The organism is Paenibacillus sp. NRS-1782 (genome assembly GCF_050467685.1).
GTDB lineage: Bacteria > Bacillota > Bacilli > Paenibacillales > Paenibacillaceae > Paenibacillus > Paenibacillus terrae_A.
In genome coordinates this window covers 16,197-39,599 of the sequence record NZ_JBITPH010000070.1, presented here as the reverse complement: position 1 = coordinate 39,599, position 23,403 = coordinate 16,197, and the positions used below count along the sequence as shown (strand labels likewise).

Annotated in this window: 19 protein-coding genes and 2 pseudogenes; 10 read left to right on the top strand and 11 right to left on the bottom strand. The window is 48.5% G+C overall.

The annotated features are described in order from the left end of the window. Nucleotides 1-147: 147 nt before the first annotated feature. The gene (locus ACIFQM_RS23560) at nucleotides 148-753 is read right to left on the bottom strand and encodes a zeta toxin family protein (RefSeq protein WP_430036587.1); all 606 of its coding nucleotides are present in this window, start codon (nucleotides 751-753) and stop codon (nucleotides 148-150) included. Beyond that, the gene (locus ACIFQM_RS23555) at nucleotides 746-922 is read right to left on the bottom strand and encodes a hypothetical protein (protein WP_200893372.1); all 177 of its coding nucleotides are present in this window, start codon (nucleotides 920-922) and stop codon (nucleotides 746-748) included. The genes ACIFQM_RS23560 and ACIFQM_RS23555 overlap by 8 nt, the downstream gene beginning before the upstream one ends. Nucleotides 923-974: 52 nt before the next feature. Here ACIFQM_RS23555 and ACIFQM_RS23550 point away from each other — a divergent pair. Next, nucleotides 975-1,076, top strand: a pseudogene (locus tag ACIFQM_RS23550) (AbrB/MazE/SpoVT family DNA-binding domain-containing protein); the annotation flags it as partial. Nucleotides 1,077-1,270: 194 nt separating this feature from the next. Beyond that, a complete protein-coding gene (locus ACIFQM_RS23545) occupies nucleotides 1,271-2,452 on the top strand; it encodes a serine hydrolase domain-containing protein (protein ID WP_430036590.1) in 1,182 nt (393 codons plus the stop codon). Here the strand turns inward: ACIFQM_RS23545 and ACIFQM_RS23540 are convergent. The 3 genes from ACIFQM_RS23540 to ACIFQM_RS23530 all read right to left on the bottom strand — a co-directional run bounded on the left by ACIFQM_RS23540 (nucleotide 2,438) and on the right by ACIFQM_RS23530 (nucleotide 4,844). Beyond that, on the bottom strand, nucleotides 2,438-2,881 hold the full coding sequence (locus tag ACIFQM_RS23540) for an Lrp/AsnC family transcriptional regulator (RefSeq protein ID WP_430036593.1): 444 nt from the start codon (nucleotides 2,879-2,881) through the stop codon (nucleotides 2,438-2,440). The two genes, ACIFQM_RS23545 and ACIFQM_RS23540, sit on opposite strands and share 15 nt — an antisense overlap. Nucleotides 2,882-3,135: 254 nt before the next feature. Continuing rightward, nucleotides 3,136-3,843 (bottom strand): SDR family oxidoreductase, encoded by a 708-nt coding sequence (locus ACIFQM_RS23535; RefSeq protein ID WP_430036595.1) that lies wholly within the window; start codon nucleotides 3,841-3,843, stop codon nucleotides 3,136-3,138. A 59-nt stretch (nucleotides 3,844-3,902) separates the two neighbouring features. Continuing rightward, a complete protein-coding gene (locus tag ACIFQM_RS23530; RefSeq protein ID WP_430048375.1) occupies nucleotides 3,903-4,844 on the bottom strand; it encodes a helix-turn-helix domain-containing protein in 942 nt (313 codons plus the stop codon). 229 nt (nucleotides 4,845-5,073) lie between these two features. Here ACIFQM_RS23530 and ACIFQM_RS23525 point away from each other — a divergent pair, with 229 nt between their 5' ends. From ACIFQM_RS23525 to ACIFQM_RS23510, 4 genes and pseudogenes are all read left to right on the top strand, one after another. Then, a complete protein-coding gene (locus ACIFQM_RS23525; protein ID WP_430066258.1) occupies nucleotides 5,074-7,269 on the top strand; it encodes a glycoside hydrolase family 52 protein in 2,196 nt (731 codons plus the stop codon). Between the two features lie 36 nt (nucleotides 7,270-7,305). Continuing rightward, complete coding sequence (locus tag ACIFQM_RS23520; protein WP_430048369.1) at nucleotides 7,306-9,507, top strand: alpha-glucuronidase family glycosyl hydrolase; 2,202 nt, start codon at nucleotides 7,306-7,308, stop codon at nucleotides 9,505-9,507. 249 nt (nucleotides 9,508-9,756) lie between these two features. Continuing rightward, nucleotides 9,757-9,849, top strand: a complete 93-nt coding sequence (locus ACIFQM_RS23515; protein ID WP_430036607.1) for a carbohydrate binding domain-containing protein — start codon at nucleotides 9,757-9,759, stop codon at nucleotides 9,847-9,849. Continuing rightward, nucleotides 9,845-10,039, top strand: a pseudogene (locus ACIFQM_RS23510) (alpha-amylase family glycosyl hydrolase); the annotation flags it as partial. The gene ACIFQM_RS23515 and the pseudogene ACIFQM_RS23510, both read left to right, overlap by 5 nt. A 181-nt stretch (nucleotides 10,040-10,220) precedes the next feature. On the opposite strand, the gene ACIFQM_RS23505 reads toward ACIFQM_RS23510, so the two are convergent. The 4 genes from ACIFQM_RS23505 to ACIFQM_RS23490 all read right to left on the bottom strand — a co-directional run bounded on the left by ACIFQM_RS23505 (nucleotide 10,221) and on the right by ACIFQM_RS23490 (nucleotide 15,689). Then, nucleotides 10,221-10,334, bottom strand: a complete 114-nt coding sequence (locus tag ACIFQM_RS23505) for a putative holin-like toxin (RefSeq protein WP_232289129.1) — start codon at nucleotides 10,332-10,334, stop codon at nucleotides 10,221-10,223. 538 nt (nucleotides 10,335-10,872) lie between these two features. Next, on the bottom strand, nucleotides 10,873-12,177 hold the full coding sequence (locus tag ACIFQM_RS23500) for an ABC transporter substrate-binding protein (RefSeq protein WP_430036610.1): 1,305 nt from the start codon (nucleotides 12,175-12,177) through the stop codon (nucleotides 10,873-10,875). Nucleotides 12,178-12,283: 106 nt separating this feature from the next. After that, nucleotides 12,284-13,903 (bottom strand): response regulator, encoded by a 1,620-nt coding sequence (locus ACIFQM_RS23495; RefSeq protein WP_430036613.1) that lies wholly within the window; start codon nucleotides 13,901-13,903, stop codon nucleotides 12,284-12,286. Continuing rightward, entirely contained in the window at nucleotides 13,896-15,689 is a 1,794-nt protein-coding gene (locus ACIFQM_RS23490; protein ID WP_430066260.1) for a histidine kinase, read from the bottom strand. Before ACIFQM_RS23490 ends, ACIFQM_RS23495 begins: the two co-directional genes overlap by 8 nt. A gap of 190 nt (nucleotides 15,690-15,879) precedes the next feature. On the opposite strand from ACIFQM_RS23490, the gene ACIFQM_RS23485 reads away from it, so the two are divergent. Beyond that, nucleotides 15,880-16,776 carry a carbohydrate ABC transporter permease gene (locus tag ACIFQM_RS23485; protein ID WP_430036616.1) on the top strand — a complete coding sequence of 299 codons (897 nt, stop codon included), beginning with the start codon at nucleotides 15,880-15,882 and terminating at the stop codon, nucleotides 16,774-16,776. After that, complete coding sequence (locus ACIFQM_RS23480) at nucleotides 16,776-17,606, top strand: carbohydrate ABC transporter permease (protein ID WP_430036619.1); 831 nt, start codon at nucleotides 16,776-16,778, stop codon at nucleotides 17,604-17,606. Before ACIFQM_RS23485 ends, ACIFQM_RS23480 begins: the two co-directional genes overlap by 1 nt. A 152-nt stretch (nucleotides 17,607-17,758) precedes the next feature. On the opposite strand, the gene ACIFQM_RS23475 is transcribed toward ACIFQM_RS23480, so the two are convergent. After that, nucleotides 17,759-19,492, bottom strand: coding sequence for a methyl-accepting chemotaxis protein (locus ACIFQM_RS23475; protein WP_430048366.1), 1,734 nt, complete (start codon nucleotides 19,490-19,492; stop codon nucleotides 17,759-17,761). Between the two features lie 277 nt (nucleotides 19,493-19,769). On the opposite strand from ACIFQM_RS23475, the gene ACIFQM_RS23470 reads away from it, so the two are divergent. Next, complete coding sequence (locus tag ACIFQM_RS23470; RefSeq protein ID WP_430066256.1) at nucleotides 19,770-20,972, top strand: GTP-binding protein; 1,203 nt, start codon at nucleotides 19,770-19,772, stop codon at nucleotides 20,970-20,972. A 63-nt stretch (nucleotides 20,973-21,035) separates the two neighbouring features. Here the strand turns inward: ACIFQM_RS23470 and lepB are convergent, their stop codons facing one another. Then, nucleotides 21,036-21,659, bottom strand: a complete 624-nt coding sequence (lepB, locus tag ACIFQM_RS23465; protein WP_430066254.1) for a signal peptidase I — start codon at nucleotides 21,657-21,659, stop codon at nucleotides 21,036-21,038. Between the two features lie 327 nt (nucleotides 21,660-21,986). Here lepB and ACIFQM_RS23460 point away from each other — a divergent pair, with 327 nt between their 5' ends. Beyond that, on the top strand, nucleotides 21,987-23,336 hold the full coding sequence (locus tag ACIFQM_RS23460; protein ID WP_430036631.1) for a right-handed parallel beta-helix repeat-containing protein: 1,350 nt from the start codon (nucleotides 21,987-21,989) through the stop codon (nucleotides 23,334-23,336). The last annotated feature ends 67 nt before the right edge of the window (nucleotides 23,337-23,403 follow it).

Genomic DNA, 23,403 nt, shown 5'->3' with positions numbered 1-23,403 from the left:
AAAGATCCCGAGAAGCAGCTACGATCAGGATGCTGTTAATCGTCTTGCTAAAGTCTATTGAAAAATAATACACATCGCATTGACATTGTTGACACAATACGATGCAAATATAGAATAAACCGATCACTGAATCATACAGTTGTCGGTTTATTCTTGATCAGTATTTTTATTTTGCAAGTGACTATCAATGATTTTAACCCAATCCGGTAAAAATGCCACATGATGTTTTATCGTTTCACTATCTGATTCCAATACAATCACGCCATCTGAGCTGCTGTTGTCAATGACAATTAAATGATTGATAAGCTTCAGATGTGATAGTAGATTACCCAGTGAGGTCTGATGCCGTCTTATAATATCAGCTGTATCAATATGGTGACCCCCATTTCGAACTCGTGCAGCAACTCGCTCGATATTAAGACGATAATCACCTAGACCCACATAAAACATGATGACTTCAAAGCCATTTTCTTTTGCCATACGCATTTGTCGGATCACATTGCCACCAGCAAGTGTCGTCTCTACGGTAAAATCCCGTTTATTTCTTATACAATCCCGCGCTAGTTTAATCGCTTCCTTTCCTGCCGATACTTTGCGTCGATCAGGGTTTTCACGATCAATCCCTCGTGCTAATGCATCTGGATCGATATTAACACTTACACCAAGTTTATCAACGATTAGATTACGTATTGTACTCTTACCACTTCCGTTGTTTCCTGCGAAAACAAACATAGTAGCAAACGGATCACTCATGATAAATATCCTGTTCATTGATTCGTTCAACTTGACCATTACTGTACTCTTTAACAAACTGACCATCCGGCGTTTTATAGACAATATAGGTGCCATTTGCTTTAGCGTCTAGTTTAGCTCTATCTCCAGTTAGTTTGATTAACTTGCCTAGGTCATGTGTACGATTCATTCAGCCATCACCATCCAATTCAAATCATATATCGAGAGTATATCATAAATCGGAAGGCCTTAGAGAACTCATTCAAAAGCATCCCGATGCCAGACAATACGACTACGCCAAATGGCTTGGTGTGTCACAAGGACGTATATCTCAGCTTAAATAGTTACTGTAAAACACAGTAACACTACTTGTAAAACCCCATTCATTAAAATCCAAGGCCATCCTTTTAATATAATTTTATTTTAACGTAAATACTCACTGAATACCTTTGTTACCTTATGTAATGTCGTCTTCACATTCTGTAAACTAAGTTTCATCAAGCGATAACCGCTGGATCATAGAGAGGATGAGATATTCATGGGTGTGGAAAATAGAGTTTTTGCGATACAAGATGGTCTGGACGGACGTGTGAATGCAGTCATAGATCAAACCCTTGCCGAGAAGCGCCTGGTTGGCGCAGTTGTCATGATATATATCGATGGTTCACCCGTGTATGTGCGAGCGGCCGGGCTGGCTGATCGAGAAGGAAATTTTCCTATGCGCGAGGATGCTTTATTTCGGCTCTCTTCTGTATCCAAGCCGATTGTATCTACAGCGGCCTTGGTTTTGGCAGCCCAAGGGTTGATTGGACTCGATGAATCCATTGAACGCTGGTTGCCGGACTTTCGCCCCCGATTGATCAGCGGCGAGCAGCCGTCCATTACAGTACGCCAATTGCTCACACATACTGCCGGGTTAACCTACGGCTTTTTAGAGGAAGAAGGCAGCGGCCCCTATCAACGTGCAGGCGTATCAGATGGCATGGATTTTTCAAATCTTACGCTGGAAGAGAACTTGCAACGTTTGGCTTCTGTGCCTCTGTTGTATACACCGGGTAAAGCGTGGGGCTATTCCATTGCCACCGATGTACTCGGTGCAATCATTAGTCGCGTATGCAGCACAACCCTTGAGCAGGCTGTTAGAAAGCTCGTTACAGACCCCCTCGGTATGCAAGACACTAGCTTTACGGTTGCTGATCCCGAACGACTTGCTGCCGCTTATGTCAACGATACTCTGGAACCCCGCCGGATGCGTGAGCTCGAGGTTGCGCAGGTGTTGGAAGGCACAGCGGGACTTCGTTTTCAGCCTGCACGCGCCTTTGATCCCACGGCTTTTCACTCAGGCGGCTCTGGTATGATTGGCAGCGCAAAAGACTTCATGCGGCTGCTGGAAACACTGCGAAACGGTGGCAATCCATTACTTTCTGAGGAATGGGTACGTGAAATGGGCACCATCCAGACCGGGAATCTCCCCTTGGCAGGCTGGCCGGGACGGGGCTTCGGGCTGGGGTTCACCGTACTCCAAAATCCCGACGAAGGCGAAACAGCAGAATCCCCCGGAACGTGGCGTCTCGGAGGAGCTTACGGTCATTCATGGTTCGTTGATCCCGCGCAAAGACTCAGTGTGGTTGCCTTTACCAATACAGCATTTGAAGGTATGTCGGGTCCGTTTACAACCGAGCTTTGCCAAGCCATTTACGGCAGCTCAAATAGGGTCTAATAAAGCGGGAGTTACATGTTTAAGCTCTACAGGCGAGGATAAGACAATTAACGTGGTAGAGTGACCGTGCTTTCCGCACTCATCCCCGAATTGCTCCAGCTTAGGCATGGATTCGACCATAACCTTAAGTAAATAATTTTGCTCACCGCTAATTCGATGACACTCAATGACTTCAGGCGCAGATTGGCAAAACTCAACAAATGAATTGCATTGATTCGTGTGCACAAGCACATGAGCCATGATCGGCTTCCCGACTTTCTCATGTGAAACCATGGCCCGATACCCAGTAATGATACCTTTATCCTCCATGCGCCGCACTCTTTCCGTTACGGCAGGCTGGGAAAGCCCAACCTCTTTACCCAGCTCAGTCATGGAGATACGCGCCTGATTTTGTAGACATAGCAAAATTTTATGGTCCACTTGGTCCATAGGTAACCCTCTCCTTAAATACAAGGTTATATTACATATACGCTTTCATTTTTATCATATATTCAAATAATCACTTTGAATTTTATTGTATACTCGAATATTATCATGTAAAGCCATGACCGTAAAGAGAGTTGCTATGGAGAAGACGTGATACCCTATAACCAAAGAAAACCGGTCTAACACTTTGTATATGTGTTAGACCGGTTTTTGTTTAACCATTGGTTTTCCTGCCTGTTGGTTAGGTGTGGCTTGGCTTAGATCAGCGTGTAGCCGCCGTCCGGGAACAGCACACTTCCAGTGGTGAACTTGTTCGTCATCAGATACAGCACGGTATGTGCGATTTCCTCGTTATACCCCACCCGATGGAGCAAGGTTACTTCCTTGTATTCCTCAAAAGCCTGCGCCCGCTGCTCGCCCTCGGGACCGTCTCTCCAGATCGTGCCGGGAGATACGACATTGACCCGTACCGGAGCCAATTCTACCGCCAAAGCTTTACCCAAGCTTTCGATTGCGCCGTTTGCCGCCCCGTATGTAGCACCAAAGCCCATCGGCCGCTGACTGAAGGCCCCGGACATGAGGACGATGGAGCCTTCCTTGGATATATGCGGAACTGCATGCTTGGCAGCGAAATATTGTGGCCAGAATTTTCCTTCAAACGGCGTCTTCGCCTTTTCCGTATCCATCGTGATCGGACCGCGTGTGTAGCTCGCGCCTGGTGTAAACAGATGGTCGAATGCTCCGACCTTTTCAAAAAACGCCTGCACTTCCTCCTCCTTCTGATTATTCAGTTGGAAGGTTTCCACCGATTCCGCAGGGATAACCTTCTTCGCCTGCTCCAGTTTCTCCGCAGAACGTCCAGCGATCACGATACTCGCTCCCTGCTTTGCTGCTTCTATTGCTGTTGCCAGCCCTATACCTGCACTGCCGCCAATGACGACGACACGTTTATGAAGTAAATCCATACAATTCTCAGCTCCTTTGTGCGGATTATATCATAACTATTTTATGAGTATACATATTTTTATTCGGATGGGCTTTCCTGCACCGTGCTTTTGCGGTAGGATGTCGGCGACTGACCGGACCAGCGCTTGAACTGCCTGCTAAAATGCGCAATATTCCCATAGCCGAGCATATCGGTAATTTGCTGCACCGTCCATTGGGGATCTGCCAACAGCAACTTGGCTTCGTGCAGGACAAGACCAGACAGATACACACGGGGAGATACACCGAAGACACTACGAAATACACGATTACAATGGGACACGCTAATACCTAGCTCAGATGAAATATCCTCAATCCCATTATGCTTTTCCACAGAGTCGATCTGTCCAAAATGCTGATTCACCCTGCCTTGAAGTCGGCTGGCAATCTGATAGGCAAGCTCAGCCTGCACGTATCCGCGCCCCGGCAGATGTGCCGCTTCGCTGGACACCGCCTCCCACAACGTAGCGAACAGCTCAAATACGGCAGATTGTATCCGCATACGCTTCGCCACCGAATCCCCTGCTTTTTCGGTATCGGGCGTGGAGAGGTCGAGCAGCTTATCCAGCGCTGGCCCCATCTGTCTCGCCACCGCACCTTCGGCTGGAAACAGCACTTGCTCCAGACGACTCAGCAACGAAAGAAACAACTTGTCATCAATGTCGAAATGCATGCAAAAATACGTAAAGCCCTCCCCGCTGCTGTGGCTGGAGTGAACGATTCCCGGTCGAAGCAGCACCAGATCCCCCTGCCGCTGTGTATAGCTGCGACCATCCACCACCATCACCTGCTCTCCTGCAAGCACAATATTAATTTCATATTGAGGATGTTCGTGTGGTGGATAGTTCCAGTCCCTTCCGACACTTCGCGTATGAATGGCAAACAGATTGACCGTGGTTCGCACATCGGGAAAAAAGAATTCCTCTCCAGTAGCCGTAAGGTCTGGATGGTCTGGGCGATTCGGTAAATGTGGTGACAACATGTTTCCCCTCCTTGCGTATACAGGATTTTACTTCAGTATATCGTTTTCGGCGCGATTTGGATAAATGAATGCGCGATTTGACAATGGCTCCCCGGAGCGTAGCATGCTAGGCTCTATATGAGATCAAGTGAGTATAGCATATAGCGAATATATGAGCATGCTGCAAAATACTTTTGTGTATGAAAGTGTGTATGAAAGTCACTCATTATGTTGAAAGGGGTTTCATTATATGACGAAAAATAGTTTTTATAACACGCAACACTCACCTATCGGGGCCTTTTCCAGCTTTACGCTCGGGTTCAAGGGGAATCGGGGTGGACTCGGCTTGGAGCTGGGCAAGCCAGCGGATGAAAATGTATATATCGGGCTGCAATCCAGAGACGGTGAGGTATATGAGGCGCTTCCCTTTTTTGCAGCCGCACAGGACGAAAGCGCCCGATACGATGTGGAGAAAAAGGATAAACGAATGGAGCGGCAGCTCATTACCTTTGCCGATCAAGACATTACCCGTGAGCTGAAAGCAGGCACGGATACATGGAGTGCTGGAGATTTAACGTTCCGGTTGTATTCTCCTGTCCGTCCGGTGCCGGAGCCGGGAAAAGCGGATGCGGATGAGCTGCGGGCAGCGCTGGTTCCGGCGGTATTTGCCGAGCTTACAGTCGATAATACGCAGGGAACGGCTGCGCGCAGAGCTTTTTTCGGCTATCAGGGCAGTGATCCGTACAGTGGCATACGCATTGTAGGAGAAGACCCACGCAGGGACGCTGTGGATTCTCCCCACTCGCAAAGACTCACGGGCGTTGGCCAAGGGCGCAGCACAGCTATTGTGACCCATAGCAGCGAAGCGGTACCTGCAAGTGGATTCGCAATGGAGAACCTTCTCGGGGAGAGCATGGGCGAGAATTTATCCTTTGGCCTGGGCGTGACGGGTGCGCTCCTCATGGACGTTCCCGCTGGCGAAAAGCGCACGTATTCCTTCGCCATATGCTTCTATCGCGGCGGTATCGTGACGACAGGCATCGAGGCGACGTATTACTATACTCGTCTATTCAAGGATATTGAAGACGTGGCGAGCTATGCTTTGGAGCATTTTACAGACCTGACCGCAGCCTGTATTCAGGCGAATCGCTGGATGGAGTCGGCAGGCTTGAGCCCGGATCAGGAATTTATGCTCGCGCAGGCGATTCACAGCTATTACGGCAGCACCCAGTTGCTTAGTCAGCAAGCGGATGGGGAACCGATCTGGGTTGTGAACGAAGGCGAGTATCGGATGATGAATACGCTCGATCTGACGGCGGATCAGCTCTACTATGAATTGATTTTGAACCCGTGGACAGTACGCAACGAGTTGGAGTGGTTCGTCAAACGGTACAGCTACCGGGATGAGGTACGGTTTCCAGCAGACGAACAAACCTATCCGGGCGGCATCACGTTTACGCATGATATGGGCGTGGCAAATGTGTTCTCCCGTCCGGGGTACTCCTGTTATGAGCTGGCAGGAATTGACGGCTGCTTCTCTTATATGAGTCACGAGGAGCTGGTGAACTGGCTATGCTGCGCCACAGTATATATCGAACAGACACAGGACCGGGCGTTTACGACGCGTATGCTGCCTATCTTGCGTGAATGCTTCGCCAGCATGCTACAGCGGGATCATCCAGACCCCGCACAACGAAACGGCTTAATGGGACTGGACAGCTCCAGAACCCTTGGAGGCGCGGAAATTACGACCTACGATAGTCTGGACGTATCCCTGGGCCAGTCCCGCAACAATATTTATTTGGGCAGCAAATGCTGGGCAATATATATTGCGCTGGAAAAGCTGTTTGCGTCAGAAGGGCTGGATTCCCTTTCACGAGAAGCAGGCTTGCAGGCAGACAATTGCGCAGCGGCAATCACTACGCACATGACAGACAAGGGCTATATTCCTGCGGTCATTCAGGAGGGCAATGATTCGCAAATTATCCCCGCGATTGAGGGGCTGATCTTCCCTTACTTCACAGGCTGCGAAGAGGCGCTTAAGCTGGATGGACGGTTTGGCGGGTATATACAAGCACTGCGACGCCAGTTGGACACGGTGTTGGCACTAGGAGTTTGCCTGTTCGAAGATGGAGGCTGGAAGCTGTCCTCGACCAGTAACAACTCCTGGCTGAGTAAAATCTATCTGTCACAGTTTATTGCCCGCGAGCTGCTGGAGTTCCCTTGGGATGAAGCAGGGCAAGCTGCGGATGCTGCCCATGTCTCTTGGCTCCTGCACCCTGAGGAATCCTATTGGTGCTGGAGCGACCAAATGCTCTCCGGTATTGCCCACGGCAGCAAATATTATCCACGCGGAGTTACTGCTATTTTGTGGCTGTATGAAGGCAAGGGCAACCGTCTGGTTCTTCCCCGGCACATGAGTCTGGATCAGGAGCAGCATGCCTGACACTAACCTTCACCTGCCCAAAGGGAGGCCCCAAATATGAGCAAGCGTAGGGATATGAAAAAAGAGAGCGGCTATGACGCTTGGCTGCATTATCACCGCAATCGCAAGGTGGAGGATCTGCCCGCTTGGTGCAGGGTCATCGTAGTTCAAGAGGCAGATGAAGTGCTTCACACGGCTGCGAGTGAGCTTCAGCACGGATTGACCTCCATGTTCGGACAACAGCCGAAGATGAGTACCGTTCCTGTGAATGCGCCATTCATTGTGCTAGGTACGTTCGGAGGGAACCCGTTGGCGGCAGAACGATTTAGCGCAGAAGAACAGGCAGATGTGAGCGCAGAAGGCTACCGAATTCGTGGGATAGGGATTCCACACCCGGCACATTCAGCTTCGTATGACTACGATGATGATGACATAAAGAGAGCGTACGTCACGATCGCCGGCCAGACCACCAAAGGCGTATTATACGGGGTTTTTCATCTACTGCGCTACCTGCAAGGAGGACTGGATGGTAAGCTGAAGCCCGTCACCGAATCCTTGCACGCCCCCCTTCTGGACGTAGTGTCCAATCCTGCTAATCCCATCCGCATGATCAACCACTGGGATAACATGGACGGTAGTGTGGAACGCGGATATGCGGGAACATCCATTTTTTTCGAAAATATTGCCTTTACTACAAATATGGACCGCCTTCGAGACTACGCTCGTCTACTTGCCTCTGTTGGCATTCAGGCGCTGTCCATTAACAATGTGAATGTCCATCACGTAGAAACAGAGCTGATTACAGATACATTTCTACCGGATGTGGCCAGAGTGGCTGCGGTGTTTGGCGCCTATGGCATCCAAATCTATTTGAGCATTAATTATGCCAGCCCCATTCAGCTCGGCGGGTTAACCACCGCCGATCCTCTGGACCCTGGCGTAGCTGAATGGTGGCAGGCCAAAGCCCGGGAAGTTTACGCCGCCGTTCCTGATCTGGGCGGCTTCGTGGTAAAAGCCGATTCCGAGAATCGGCCCGGGCCGTTCAGCTACGGGCGTCATCACGCTGATGGAGCCAATATGCTGGCAGATGCGTTGCGGCCCTACGGCGGGCGGGTGATTTGGCGCTGCTTTGTCTATGACTGCAAGCAGGACTGGCGTGACCGCAAAACAGATCGGGCTCGCGCAGCCTTTGACCATTTTAAACCACTGGATGGGCTGTTCCGGGAAAATGTCATTTTACAGATTAAAAATGGTCCCATGGATTTTCAGGTGCGGGAGCCTGTCTCCCCCCTGTTCGGCGCGCTGGAAGCCACCCAGGTATTGCTGGAATTCCAGATTGCACAAGAATACACGGGACAGCAGCGGCATCTGTGTTACCTTGTTCCGCAATGGAAGGAGGTACTGGATTTTGACACCTACGCACAGGGAAAAAGCTCTACCATCAAGCGCATCGTGAGCGGCTCTCTGCATAGCAGGAGCGATTCTTCTTCCCCTTCCTCCACCAAACACACCAACTATGGGATCGCCGCTGTATCCAATATTGGAGCGGACACCAATTGGACCGGACATTTGCTCGCCCAGTCCAATCTTTATGGCTACGGTCGGTTGGCATGGGATCCGGAGCTATCCGCAGACGAAATCGCTGATGAGTGGGTTCGGCTGACGTTTGGCGGACAAGGAAAGAGTGACAGCGGTACAGATTTCATTCCTGCTATTAAGCAAATGCTGCTTGATTCATGGAATATCTACGAGTCCTACACCGCCCCGCTTGGGGTCGGCTGGATGGTCAGCCCCGGTCACCATTATGGGCCGGATGTAGACGGCTACGAATATTCGATGTGGGGCACCTATCATTTTGCTGATTGCCGTGGCATCGGGGTGGATCGCACGACCGCGACTGGAACGGGGTATGCAGGACAATATTGTTCTCCCCATGCCGATATCTACGAATCTACTGAAGCCTGCCCGGATGAGCTGCTATTATTCTTTCATCATGTTCCTTATACGCACGCGCTCCACTCTGGTCAAACCGTCATTCAACACATTTATGATACACATTTTGAGGGTGCAGAACGTGCGGTCGGCCTCAGAGACACATGGATTAGTCTGCGGGATCATCTGGATGAAGCGATCTATGAACAGGTACTGGAGCGGCTGGAGCATCAGGCTGAGCATGCTAGGGAATGGCGGGATCGGATCAATACGTATTTTTACCGAAAAAGTGGCATTGCGGACCAAAAGAATCGTCCTATTTATTAAGCCAGGATTTTGCAAAATCCTCAAGCAGTCATACCTTTGCAATACTTGCATACACGCTGGAGCAAGGCTTATATACGCTCGGATTTGATTTCCCCTATGCTGGCATTGGCTATCCGTACATTACTAAAAGGCATGCGTCTTACTCAGACCTATGCCTTATTTTTTTGCCTGAACCCATTTTAAGCACACGGTCACTAACTCAAAATGTCATATTTCTCCACCCCGAGTGTGCAATAAATTCTTCTTTTTATGGCCGAAATTAGCGGCTATGCTAAAATCACCGTCGATATCGGCTATGCCTCCCAATTGGAAGCTGTTTTTAATGACGGTAATAACATCTAAAAACGGCGACGAGGCCATCGTACTCATCAGCAACTCGTGGAGCAGCCAAACCCGCACGATTGGCAACTTTGACAACCTGTCCAATGGCACCCATCTGACCAACCAATTAAGCAACGACTCCATTCAGATCAACAACGGTTCGATCACCGTGACGCTCGCTCCGAAGGAGGTTAAAGTTTTCACCAAGTAACAGCCGTATTCAGTTACATTGATTATTCAAATGTGCTAAAATAAATGATAGAAGGATATACTAAAAAAGAGCAAGGATGCTGGTAACATCCCTACTCTTGGCAACAGCCGCTTTGAAGAGCGGTCGGCTGAACAGGGCTAGCTCTATTAGAAATAGACCGTTTTTCCTTGTCCAGGGCGGTCTATTTCTTTTTGTTTTGGTTCAACGCAATAACAATCGTAACGATTAATCCGATCAACGTTACTAATAGCGTGCCGAACATCATCATTAATGTCAGAGCATCTTTAACCTCCACAGGCATCACCTCCCTTCCGGGAGACTTAGCCGACCGCCCACCTAAGCCATTCTGTTGTTAATAGAATTATAGCACGTAAAAACGTCCTTCGGCGACTGTATTTTACAGTTTGACTCAAGTAACCTCATATGATCATCCATCATCTTTTTCTTCATACATACTCTACTTCTTCTTTAATGGATAACCTATAAAACATAACAGGCACCTGCAACGAAGCGTACACTTCGTTGCAGGTGCCTGTTATATATAAACAACGTGGGGATACTTAGGCCTCAGTAGCCACGTTGATATTGTTCAGGTATGGAAGAACGGAATAAAGAGATTCCCCAGCCGAGGTATCTCCGTATTTTTGCGTTATGCAGCCATGATATATGTTGTATGTCGTAGATATATTGTACACAATCTATTATCCATAACTTAATAACTTTTTGCAAGTATATATTTAAATAATATTAGATATTTTTTTGTTTAGATAAGTTAACCTCAAAAACTATACAAAAAAAGACGCCCTTACGGACGCCTTAGCGCGAAACCAGTTTTATTGTGCCGAGCCTAATTGCACCCATGCTTTTTCAATCTCAGCAACTGCCTGATCCTTGTTCATGTTGCCGCTGATATAAGCCTGCATCAGCTCGCCAAATTTTTGGTGGAACGTATCCAGCGAGTAGTTGACAGACAGATCACCAGACTTCGACGTTTTCAAAATGCTTTCCATTTCCTTAGGCATTTCCAGATCAGGAAGCGGCGCATCCTTGATTGGAGGAATGACCTTGGCTACCTGGGAGAACCAGTTCTTACCGTATTCCGAAGTGTACAGCCAGTTGAAAAATTCAATCGTCTCCTTGGCTACTTCCGAATCCTTGTTGATACGCAGCGCCTGATCGGCCCCGGTAATGATGACCGATTGATCCGCCTTGTCACTTACCGGATAGCCCATGATGCCAATCTTGAGGTCGGGATTGATCTTCTTGATCGCTTCCTCATCCCATGCGCCTTTACCCGTCATAAACGCAGCTTTACCGGATGCAAAATCGCTCACCTCCGCATTGCTGTCGCGTTCCAGCGGCTTAGCCGTGCCATGCTTCACCGTCAGATCAATAAAGCTAAAAAAGTTGTTGTACAGCACCGGATAGTCCTTGATTTTCGCTTTGCCTGCAATAAAATCATTGACGAGCTGCTTCGGTTCCACGCCTACATCCTGCGCGGCGGCATCTACATAGTGCTGGAAGATGTGCTTCCATACCCACCACTCTTTATATGCATTTGCAAATGGTGTAATGCCTTTCGCCTCAAGCTTGGTGACCGCGTCCTGCATTTCTGCAATCGTCTTCGGCGGGGAGGTTACCCCAGCCTTGGTGAGCAAATCCTTGTTGTAAATCAGCGCAAACAAATTCCCCTTCACCGGGAAGCCCAACACTTTACCATCACTGGAGCTCATATTCGCTCGAACGGCATCCGTCATGGCTGCTGCCAGCGGCTCATTGGTAAGATCGGCGCTATAATCAGCATACGTGTCGATATCGCCTCCTGCCGTGGTCTGGAATACATCCGGTGTACTGCCTGAGGCAATTTTGGATTTAAGAATCGTGTTATAGTCCGCCTGCATGATTTCCAGATTGATCTTTACGTTAGGCTTGACCTTCTTATACTCTTCGATATACGCGTTAAAAGCATCGGTATACTCCGGTGAGGCTGTGAACATATTTATTGTAACCGTTTTCAATTCTTCTTTGCCGCCAGCATTCCCTTTCGCCGCATCTGAGTCGCCGCTGCTTCCGCATCCGCTCAACAAACCGACCGTCAAAAGCAAACTGCCGGATAACGCCATCATCTTCTTTAACATGGATACTCCCCCATTTATTCGTGATCAACGTCCATGCGCTCATTCTAAAAAATATAGTCCGATTTAAAAAGGCAGATTAGTGAAGCGTTAAGGGTAAAAAAGTGGTTTATTGCAGGCTCACGCGATACTCAGACGGTGACACCTGATAATAATTACGAAAAGCCTTGCTAAAATAATTCTTATCCTTGTAGCCCAGCATATCGGAAATCTCCTGAATTTTCAGACTGGAATCTCCCAGCAACTCCTTCGCCTTGTCCATTCTGACCTTCTGCACATATTCGTGAATCCCGTAACCAAACTGCTGCTTGAACAGCTTCATCAAGTATTCCCGACTTAAAAAATACGTTTCGGCAAAAAATGAAATTTTGATATCTTCAAAGTAATAACGGTCAATATGCCACTTGATCTCCGTAATATCAAAGGGCTGGCTCCCCCCTTGAGCATGCTGAACCCCGGCAATGTAAAGCTCCAGCATCCGATGCAGTCGCTGTCCATATTGGGCAAAATCCGTAAAGTCCGCAGCAATATCGCCCTCAGCCACAGATGCAGATACAGATATGAATGCACCCGGCTCCGTAGCCGCTTCTCTCAGTAAAAAATGAAACTCGCCCATCATCCGATCTGCATCCTGCAAACGAAAAGCAGGGCCGGATGCCAACTGCTTCAGCAGGTCGTTTAGCAGTACCTTTGCTCGATTTGCCTGGCCTGTCTGGGCATCCTTCTGGATCAACAGCAGCCGATCCGTCCACGACACTTCTTCTGGCATCATTCCCTGCCGGGGCGCGACATGCATGACCGATGTCCCTGTCAGCTTCAATACGTCCGTGCTGTGAATAAGCGCCTTGACATCCGTATAAACAGATGCCAGTTCCAGTATGTCCATACAAAGCTTACCCACTCCGGCTGTCACTACCATACCAAACAATCCGTGCAGATTCGCCGCCGCCTTCTGTGCCACTTGTGCCAACAGAAGGGGCATGTGTTCCTCTTGCCCTGGAGACCATGTGCAAATGGAAACGACCTCGCGCTCCCGTCTCGGATGAGGAAAGCTAAAGCAGCTCAGTCGCTCATCTGAAGTCTGAGCCATGACGTTCGTCACGGCAAAATCCATCAGATCGGTCTCCCCGTGAAAACGTGTCATGCGAACCTCATCCCTGTTCAGCAGCCGCAGCACGATCACTCCAAAGCGGTTCCCCGGCTGATCCGCACCAATCATAGGGAGTAACGCCGCATTTGCCTGTCTCTTAAAGCTGCCGTCCAGAATGGACAAATACAGCTTCTCCTTGAGCTTCGGCAGTGACATATTCAGCGTAATGTTCTGGCTAATGAAATTGCTTTCGCTTTGCTTGCGGCTTTCCAATATATCTACCGCCTTGCGTAGTGCCTGATTCAATTCCTGCCGATTGATCGGCTTGAGCAAATAATCTACCACCCTGGATTGAATCGCCTGTCGTGTAAATTCAAAATCGTCATAGCCGCTAATGACAATCGTCAGCAAATTAGGATACGCCTTCTCAATGGCACGAAGAAATTGGATACCGTTCAGCTCCGGCATTTTCATATCCACCATGACCACATCTATAGGGTGCCGCTCCAGCAGCTCCAGTCCAAGTCTGCCATTCGTCGCCTCAAGCACCTGCCCGATACCAAGGTTATTCCAGTCTCCGACAATACGAATGGCTTCGCGCAGCGGCTCCTCATCGTCAATGATCAATACATTAAACATGGCTACTTCCTCCCTGGGGAATGCGCATTTGGATTTCTGTTCCCGTTTCATCCGCATGTATGAATAGTCCTGCCTGATCTCCATACAGCAGCTTCAATCGTGTATTCAGATTTTTCAAGCCAATATGCTCACTCTCCCGTTCTTCCCATTTCTCTTCGAACGAATCCAGCACCTGCCTCAGCTTATCCTCCGAGATCCCCGGACCGTTGTCCCGTACAGTAATCGTGGCATCTGTAGAGCTGGATTCGGCTGACATGACTATCAGAATATCACTTGAGACCTTTTCCAGCGCATGCTTGATCGAATTTTCCACCAACGTTTGTACGGACAACCTCGGGATTCGCAGCTCCAGCAGCGTGTCCTCCCACTCCAGCTCTATTCGCAGTCTCGTCCCGAATCTTGCTTTCTGCAATCCCATATACCGTTCAATATGCTGGAGTTCTTCGCGGGCAACCACGATATCCTTGCCGTTGATGGAATACCGCAGGGTTTGGGCCAACGCATCGACCATATCCGCCATATCGAACATCTCACGCTTTAATGCCTGTGTGGATATGGCTTGTAGCGCATTGTACAGAAAATGGGGATTAATTTCAGCCTCCAACGCCTTGAGGATAGCGTTTTTCTCGACCAGCTTCATTCGGTAGCGCTCATTAATTAATTCTTCGGTTCTTTGGACCATTTCGTTAAAATGCAGCGACAAATACGCAATCTCGTCATGACCCTGCACAAGGGCCGTTGCCCCGAAGTCCCCGGTACTAAACCGCTTCATCTGGGTGGACAGCTTGTGTAAGGGACTGGTAATGGCATTGGAGGTCAGCGTTACCAGAATAATAGACACCCCCAAAAACAAAATCCCGATCACGTAGCTCCAATTCCGTGTCGTCGTAGCCGCCTCGTAAATTTGACGGTATGGAATCGGCTTGACGAGCCGCCAGCCCTCTTTTTTCCCGACATCATATACGACCAGATACTCCTGACTACCGCTACGGTCCGACCATGTTACTCGTCCACTCTCTCCCTGTCCAATCTGTGTCAGCACCCCCGAGTCCCGCATTCGCTCATATAACGGAAGACTATCCACGTAAAAGGGAACACGTTCAGGACTTAGCAGCATGACATGATCCCCCTTACCGAGTGGAATGTTCTTCATAATATCGTCCACAGCACTTGTATTATAATAAAAGGACAACACCGCCTGCGGGTGACGAGATGCAATCGACCTCAGCACCCGATGGTACGCCATAAAGCTGGCCTGTGGCGCCACATACCCCATATCCGAGCGGGAACCCACAAAGGATTGGAACGATTCATTTTTTGTGCTCGCCATCGCCTCCTTATACCAGGACAGCTTGGGAATATCCGTGTTCATCCCCTGACGCACCGTAATATTGTACGTCTCCCGCGTCACCACATAATATTGATGACGATCTGCCACGTACAGATAGATCGCTTCCAGATCATTACGGGAATAAAACATGCTGCGCAAGTAATTTTCAATGACCATTCGAGAGGCATAGTCCCGATTTTCATTCGCAATTGCGTTCATAATATCGTTATACCGAAGCTGCGGCAGAGCCAACTGCTGCATTCCCTCCAGATAGTCCTCCAGGTTCTGATTGACCAGCAGCAGATTATTCGTCGTGCTGGCAATACTGTGATTCACCGACTCTCTTTCAATCATCTGATAGGAGATAATCGTCAGCGAGCCTACCACCAAAATGATCACCGAGGTAAAAAGCAAAATAAGCTTGTTCACCAATTTTTGCGTTATTCGTCTCCACATGGATCTGAGAACTGCGCCTGCTCGTTCTGGTATCACGATAAAATCGCCCCTTTTGAAAGCGTACACATTTTTACCCTCAACTGTTTTCTTAAATCCATTGGTCCGGCCCCAGGGGCTACCCTATACTTTCATTATATCTCAAACGGCTTGGAGCGAAAGATCGGAAAATGTTGAGAAAAAGAGGTGCGTTATGCTGAAAAAAAGGGGAGCTTGGGGCGACAAGGGCAGTAAATTGGAGTTTGGCTTGTTCACACTGCCTGTAATTCTGTGCATTACGATTGCATTTTATATTCCGTTTTTGATGACGATACGCTATTCCCTGACTAAGTGGAATGGAATATCCAAGCATCCGAAATTTGTAGGTCTGGATAACTTCAAACAAATCCTGCTCGGAGACGCCAACTTTGCACATGCAGCCTGGTTTACGGTCAAATATGCCATTCTGTACATTGTGCTGGTGAACGTGCTGGCCATTGTGCTGGCGCTTGTCCTCGACATGAAGCTGAAAAGCTCGGCTTGGCTGCGGGCAGCCTTCTTTATCCCTTATATCCTCAGTCTCGTGATTGTAGGATTTATCTGGAAATTTATCTTTATGCAGGGCTTTGAGTCACTGGGAAACAGCACAGGCTGGGGCATCTTCCAGCTCAGTTGGCTCGGGCAAGAAGGACTCGCGTTTATTTCCATTTTGGCGGTATCTATCTGGCAATCTATTGGCTTTTATATGGTCATTTACATTGCAGGCTTGCAGTCCGTACCGGAGGATCTGAAGGAAGCCGCTATTGTGGACGGAGCGGGGCCGATTCGGAGATTTTTCAGTATTACGCTGCCATTGCTGGCCCCTTCCATCACGATCTCCGTTTTCATGGCTCTGACCAACTCGATCAAGGTGTTCGACGTCATTTTATCCCTGACTGGCGGCGGGCCGGGAGGTACAACATACAGTATTGCGTATGATATTTATCGGGACACGTTCCAGAACAATCTGTACGGCTACGGAACTGCCAAAGCGTTGTTGTTATTCGTCGCAGTGCTGATCATTACGATCATTCAATTGTCTATTTTCAAACGCAGGGAGGTTGAAGCCTGATGCAACGCAGACGTATGGGACGTATTTTGCTGGAAGCGAGCATGATTGTATTATCGCTGTTATTTTTGTATCCGCTGTTTCTCGCCATTAACAATTCGTTCAAAAGCTTCGCTGAGGTCATGACCGACGTCATTGCGCTGCCCAAGCAGCTTTCGCTGGATAACTACGTATATGTATGGAAATTCATTAACTATCCACGCTTATTTCTGAATAACACGATCATTACTGTAGTCGGGCTGGCTGGTATCGTACTGGTATCCTCCATTGCCGCCTATAAGCTGGCACGGACGAAGAGCAAATGGAGTTCCGCCATCTACTTGCTGTGCATTATGCCAATGTTGATCCCGTTTCAGTCCATTATGCTGACTGTCTTGCGACTCGCGAAAAACCTGCATCTGTCGGACAGTACCTGGGGACTTGGCCTGCTGTATTGGGGCTTCGGCGCACCGCTGGCGGTGTTTATCTATCACGGGTTTGTCAAAGGGATTCCCAACGAGATTGACGAAAGCGCCAAGATCGACGGAGCCTCAGGCTTCCGGCTTTTCTTTTCAGTGATTTTCCCCTTGCTAAAATCCGTCACCGCCACCATTGTGATCATCGACGTCATGTGGATTTGGAACGACTTTCTGCTGCCCCTGCTCATGGTTAACGGCTCACCCAGCACCAAAACGCTTACGCTGGCGGCCTATACCTTCGTCGGACAGTATACGTCAGACTGGCAGTATGCCATGACAGCTATGGTGATGGCTGTGTTGCCCTCTATCGTCGTATTTATTTTCCTGCAAAAATACATCGTTAAAGGCGTTGTCGCTGGAGCGGTCAAAGGCTGAGTACAAAGTCGCGATACCCGGCAAATTAAAAAGCCGACGTATACGAGTATATGAAGCCAGATAGCAAAAAAGAGGACTTGCGTGTTATTTGCGCAAGTCCTCTTGGTTGTAGCCTGGATGCCCGGAAGGCTCTGTTATCTAACACTTCCCGCTCAGGAAGCAGGATGAATTGAAGCCGAAGCATTCCCGTCTGCATCGTCTGTAATGGCGAAATGCTGGATTTCTGACATTAGCTCAGCAGCCATATGACGCAGCGAATCAGCAGAATCGGCAATAACCTCCATAGAAGCGATCTGCTCCTCGCATACAGCCGCTGCCAACTCCGATTCCTCTGCAATCTCACGGGACAAGCCTACCAGCTTTTGCTCCGAGTCCAGCAATTGCTCAGTAATAGCAGCCAGTTCCTCGGTGGCAGCCGACACGTCCTGCGTATGCTCGGCTACCGTTTGTACCGCTTCATGCACTTTGCTAAACGTCTGCCCGGTGCGGTAAATCAGATCCGTTCCGGCCTCAGCCTCGCTGGAGCCTTTCTGGATCGAATCCACAGCCTGGTTCACTGTATCCGCCATGGTATCCATAAAGACAGCAATCTGTTGCGACGCTTGGCCTGTCTGTTCGGCAAGCTTCTTCACTTCACCCGCCACGACAGCAAAGCCCTTGCCCGATTCCCCGGCTCTAGCCGCTTCAATGGAGGCGTTCAACGACAGCAGATTGGTTTGCTTGGCGATATCTCGAATAAATTGCGTTACACTTTGAATTTTCTTCGATTGCTCGCCCAAGTCCTGAATGACTTTGACTGAATCCTTCATCGTATCCTGAATATGGCGCATCTGTATAACTGTTTCCTTCAGGTCTGCATTGCCGCGCTCTGCCTCTAGAATCGCCTGTTCGGACAGCTCTGCGGTAATGGATGCCGATTGGGCAATCCTTCGAACGCCTTCTGCACTTTCCTTGACTGCCTGCTGATTTTCACGGTTCCGATCGACCTGATTGCCTGCCGAATCATGGATTCCCTGTACCGTCTCCGCCATCTGCCGCGTGCCTTCCGCCACCTGCCCGGAGCCACTGGACAGCTCACGCGAAGCAAGCGTGACCCCTTGCGCATTCTGATAAATCACTTGCATCAGCGAACGAAGCTGGCGTTTCATATCGTTAAAGCTCTGCGCCATTTCACCAATCTCATCTTTCTGCCGAATTTGAATATCCTCCTGTGTCAGATCCCCCTCTGCAATACGCCGCGCGGCTTGAGCCACCTGAACCACCGGACGGGCAATCATACGGGTAATTGCATACGCCAATACGATCCCGATCACCAGTGCGAGCGCCATCGCAATGATAATCATCGTCTGTACATATTGAAGCTTCTCACCCTGCTCGACTTGGGATTGATTCAGTAGGTCCATCTGGTATTGCTCCATGACCTGTGACTGCTGCTCCAGTGCAAGTGCCATCGGCTTACATTTTTCCTCCACTAATCTCGTGTAGGTCGCGACATCCCCCTGCTGCTTATATGAGGTAATTTCCTTTACGATATCTGCATATTCAGCCTCCATCTGCTGGAGCTTTGCTGCCATTTGCTTGGGCTTGTCCAGTGCTGGCGTTGATTGCAGCTTCTTCATGGTCGTTGCAAAGGTTTCGCGCTCTTTCAGATAACTGTTCATTTCGTCCTGATCGCCAGTCACCAGATATCCACGAAAATACTTGGTCTGACTCGCAGCATCATACTTCAGCTCTTTAATCATTAAAATTTTAGCAACGCCATCATCAATCATGCTTTGATATGATTTATGTAAAGACGAAGTAGCATACTCACCAATAATACCCACAACCAATGTAAGCAATAATACGGCTGCAAAACTAATGGATAGCTTTTTACCAATCTTCATTCTAAAATATCTCCTTTGTATGGGACCATTTTCTTAGGCTTAATGCTCTATTATACGCCTATTTTTCAATTGAAACAGTAAAATATAATTCGTAAGTTTCAATTACCTTACAGCCTCCCTTGACATTTCCCTTCATTAATGATTTACTGATTTTACTATTCGTAATCATTACAATTAAAATCGACAAGGGGAGCATTTCAGCTTCCCTATCTGACATTGTAGCCACTACAACACATTCAGCATTTCATGAACACTTTCGAAGGGATGAGTGATTACGTTGGCAAACATGATGGAATTGGAAAAGAAAATACCGGTTACGGTACTTAGCGGGTACCTCGGTTCAGGCAAAACTACGCTGCTCAATCATGTGCTGAATAACAGGGATGGCTTGCGGGTAGCTGTCATTGTCAATGACATGAGCGAGGTGAACATTGATGCCGATCTCGTTCGGGACGGCGGAGGATTATCCCGCGTTAATGAGAAGCTGGTGGAAATGTCCAACGGCTGCATCTGCTGCACCCTGCGAGAAGACCTCTTAAAAGAGGTAGAGCGGCTGGCGCTGGATAAAAAGTTCGACTATATCCTGATTGAGTCCACAGGCATCGGCGAACCCATCCCGGTAGCCCAAACGTTCAGTTATGTAGATGAAGAAAACGACATCGACCTGACCAAGCTGACCCGGCTGGATACGATGGTTACTGTTGTGAATGCGCCGGAATTTTGGAAGGACTTCTACTCTGGAGATTCCCTCAAGGATCGCGGGCAGGAGGTGGCGGACGAAGATTCGCGCGGCATTGGTGATCTGCTGGTAGAGCAGGTGGAATTTTGTGATGTGCTGATTATTAACAAATGCGATCTGGTATCCCCCGAGGAGCTGGAGCGACTGGAAAAAGCGCTGCGCGGTATTCAACCGAACGCCAAAATCATTCGTTCCAAGTACGGTAAAGTGGACCCGAAGGAGATTTTGAACACGCATCGCTTCGACTTTGAAACAGCCAGCCAAGCGGCAGGCTGGATCCAGGAGATGAACAAGGAAGAACACGTACCGGAGACAGAGGAATACGGTATTGCTTCGTTTGTGTACAAGCGCAAAATCCCGTTTCACTCGGAACGTTTGTTAAAATGGCTGGCCAAATGGCCTGCCGAGGTTGTCCGTTCCAAGGGATTGGTGTGGTTCGCCACGCAGAACCGCACCGCCTTCACATTCAGTCAGGCGGGCAGCTCCAAGCAATTTGCACGCGCAGGACTGTGGGTATCTGCTTTGACCGAGGAAGAACGTCAATACTATCTCGGAGAAGATTTTGAAAAAACACCGGATTGGGACGAAAAATACGGCGACCGGGTGACCAAGCTCGTATTTATCGGCATAGACATGAATCGGGAAGAAATCGAGCGTACGCTGGATGAGACGCTGCTGACTCCTGAAGAGATGAAGCAGGACTGGCGCAAGCTACCTGACCCTTTTACCCAAAAAATATAACAGCTTCTGAGAAACACAAAGAGCGCCTAAAACGGGGAACAGCATTCCGTCTTAGGCGCTCTTCTATTCATTATGCTTTACCCACTGCGCATTGCCCAGCGGCCAGAAAACCACATCCACACGTCCTACAATATCTTTAATCGAAACAAACCCAATCGCGCGACTATCTCTACTATTATTACGATGATCGCCCATGACAAAAATAGTACCTTCGGGAACCTTGGACTCGGTTATCGTTGCATTCGGAAAGTCCACATGGTTGTAGTACTCGCCCTTGGCGTGTGCTTCTTGGATAGCTCCCTGAATGTATGATTCTTCTACTTTTTTACCGTTCACGTAAAGATTGTCGCCTTGGTATTTAATTGTGTCTCCCGCAATCCCAATGACACGCTTGATAAAATCCTTCCCTTCTTTTCTCACGTGGAACACAACCACCTCGTTAGGCTTGGGATCACGAAAATCGTAAATCAGTTTGTTCACAACAACTCGCTCATCTGCTTTGAAATTCGGTTCCATGGATGCTCCATCCACGATAGCTGACGCAAACAGCAGCCAATGGAAAATGAACACGAGAACAACACCTACGATAATCGCTTTAAGCCAATCCACGATCTCATTCTTCACTTGCCGATGCTTTCTCGAAACTTTCTGTATAGCTGGACTCGTCGAATGATTTCCGTGATCCATACGTCAAACCCGCCTTTTCTCATAGATTCTATTCCTGATATGTGTATATTGTATAAGTGTAATCAATTTTTCCCAGCTTGGCAAAAAGGTGTTTTAGTTGAAACAAAAGTGTGAACTTTTTTTCACAATCTTAAAATATCATCAAAAAACAGTTGATGCAAACGTTAACATATATTAAACTAAGCTTATACTTCTTAGAGCGTTTTAGATATATGCCAGTTAATCCGTCACCCAGGGAGGTGTCTTCGTTTCAATGAAAAACAGCATAAGTCGCTTTTATAGTGCTATCTTCTTTTAAAATAAAAGATGAAATAAGGAGGAATTTACATGTTTAAACGCAATGAACGTCCAAAAAACGGGTTTAACGCTCTAAGGCTCGGTATTTCTGTTGTTTTCGCTTCTTCTTTCCTTCTTGGAACCGCTTACGCAGATACGTCATCCAATGCCCCCTCTTCTTCCCTTTCAGAAGAGGCTGCCAGTGCAACGGATTCATCTGCTATCTCCACCACGCTGGCGGCAGGTGATTTGTATGTAGCGCCAAATGGTAACGTGTCCAATCCAGGCACTATATCCAGCCCTACTACTCTTGAAGCCGCACTTACACAAATTGCTCCTGGTAAAACCATTTATCTGCGCGGAGGCAACTACGCCTATTCCTCAACGATTACCGTTCAGCGAGGAAATAATGGCAGCAGCAACTCCCTCAAAGGGTTGGTTGCTTACGGCAGTGAAAAGCCGGTGCTTGATTTTTCGGGTCAAGCCTTTGGCTCCGCTAACCGTGGACTCCAGCTTTTTGGAGACTACTGGCTGGTAAAAAGTCTTGAAGTAAAGGGTGCGGGGGATAACGGTATCTATATCGGCGGCAGCAACAACCGGATTGAAAATGTGGAAACTCACCATAATCGGGATACCGGTCTTCAGCTCGGACGCTACTCCACTACCGCAACTGACAGTGAATGGCCTTCGAACAACCTTATCTTGAACTCCTACTCTCATGATAATGCTGATCCTGACAACGGTGAGGATGCTGACGGTTTTGCAGCCAAGCTGACTGTAGGACCAGGCAATGTGTTCGATAACTGCGTGGCTGCGTACAACGTTGATGACGGTTGGGATCTGTTTACCAAAGCAGCAACCGGCCCTATCGGAACAGTAACCATCTTGAACAGTGTCGCCCACCACAACGGACAGACCTCTGATGGAACCTCCACCGCTAACAGTGACGGCAACGGCTTCAAGCTGGGCGGGGACAAAATCAAGGTCAACCATATCGTGAAAAACAGCATTGCTTTTCAGAACAAAAAGCACGGCTTTACCTACAACAGCAACCCTGGCTCCATTACCCTGACCAATAATACTTCATGGAGTAATGGCGAGAGCAATTTTGCTTTTGACAAGGGTGACCACATGTTTATTAACAATCTTTCCTTTGAAGGAACAGCCAGTGACAAGACCAGTGGAACCGATCAAGATAATTCTAACGTCTGGTGGAAAAGCAAAAAAAGCACCAATGCCAAAGGTCTTCTCGCCAGCGCCGCTGACTTTGTCAGTCTCGTTCCTTCTATTACTAGAAGTGCAGACGGTTCCATCCAGCTAGGTAACTTCCTCAAGCTGGCTTCAGGAAGCGATCTGATCGGCTCGGGCACTCCGAGCAGCAACAATATAGGGGCACGTTAAAAGCCCCACCCAATCAGGACGCCCTGGCCCATCTACCAACTTAGACATACTGCATAATATAGCGACC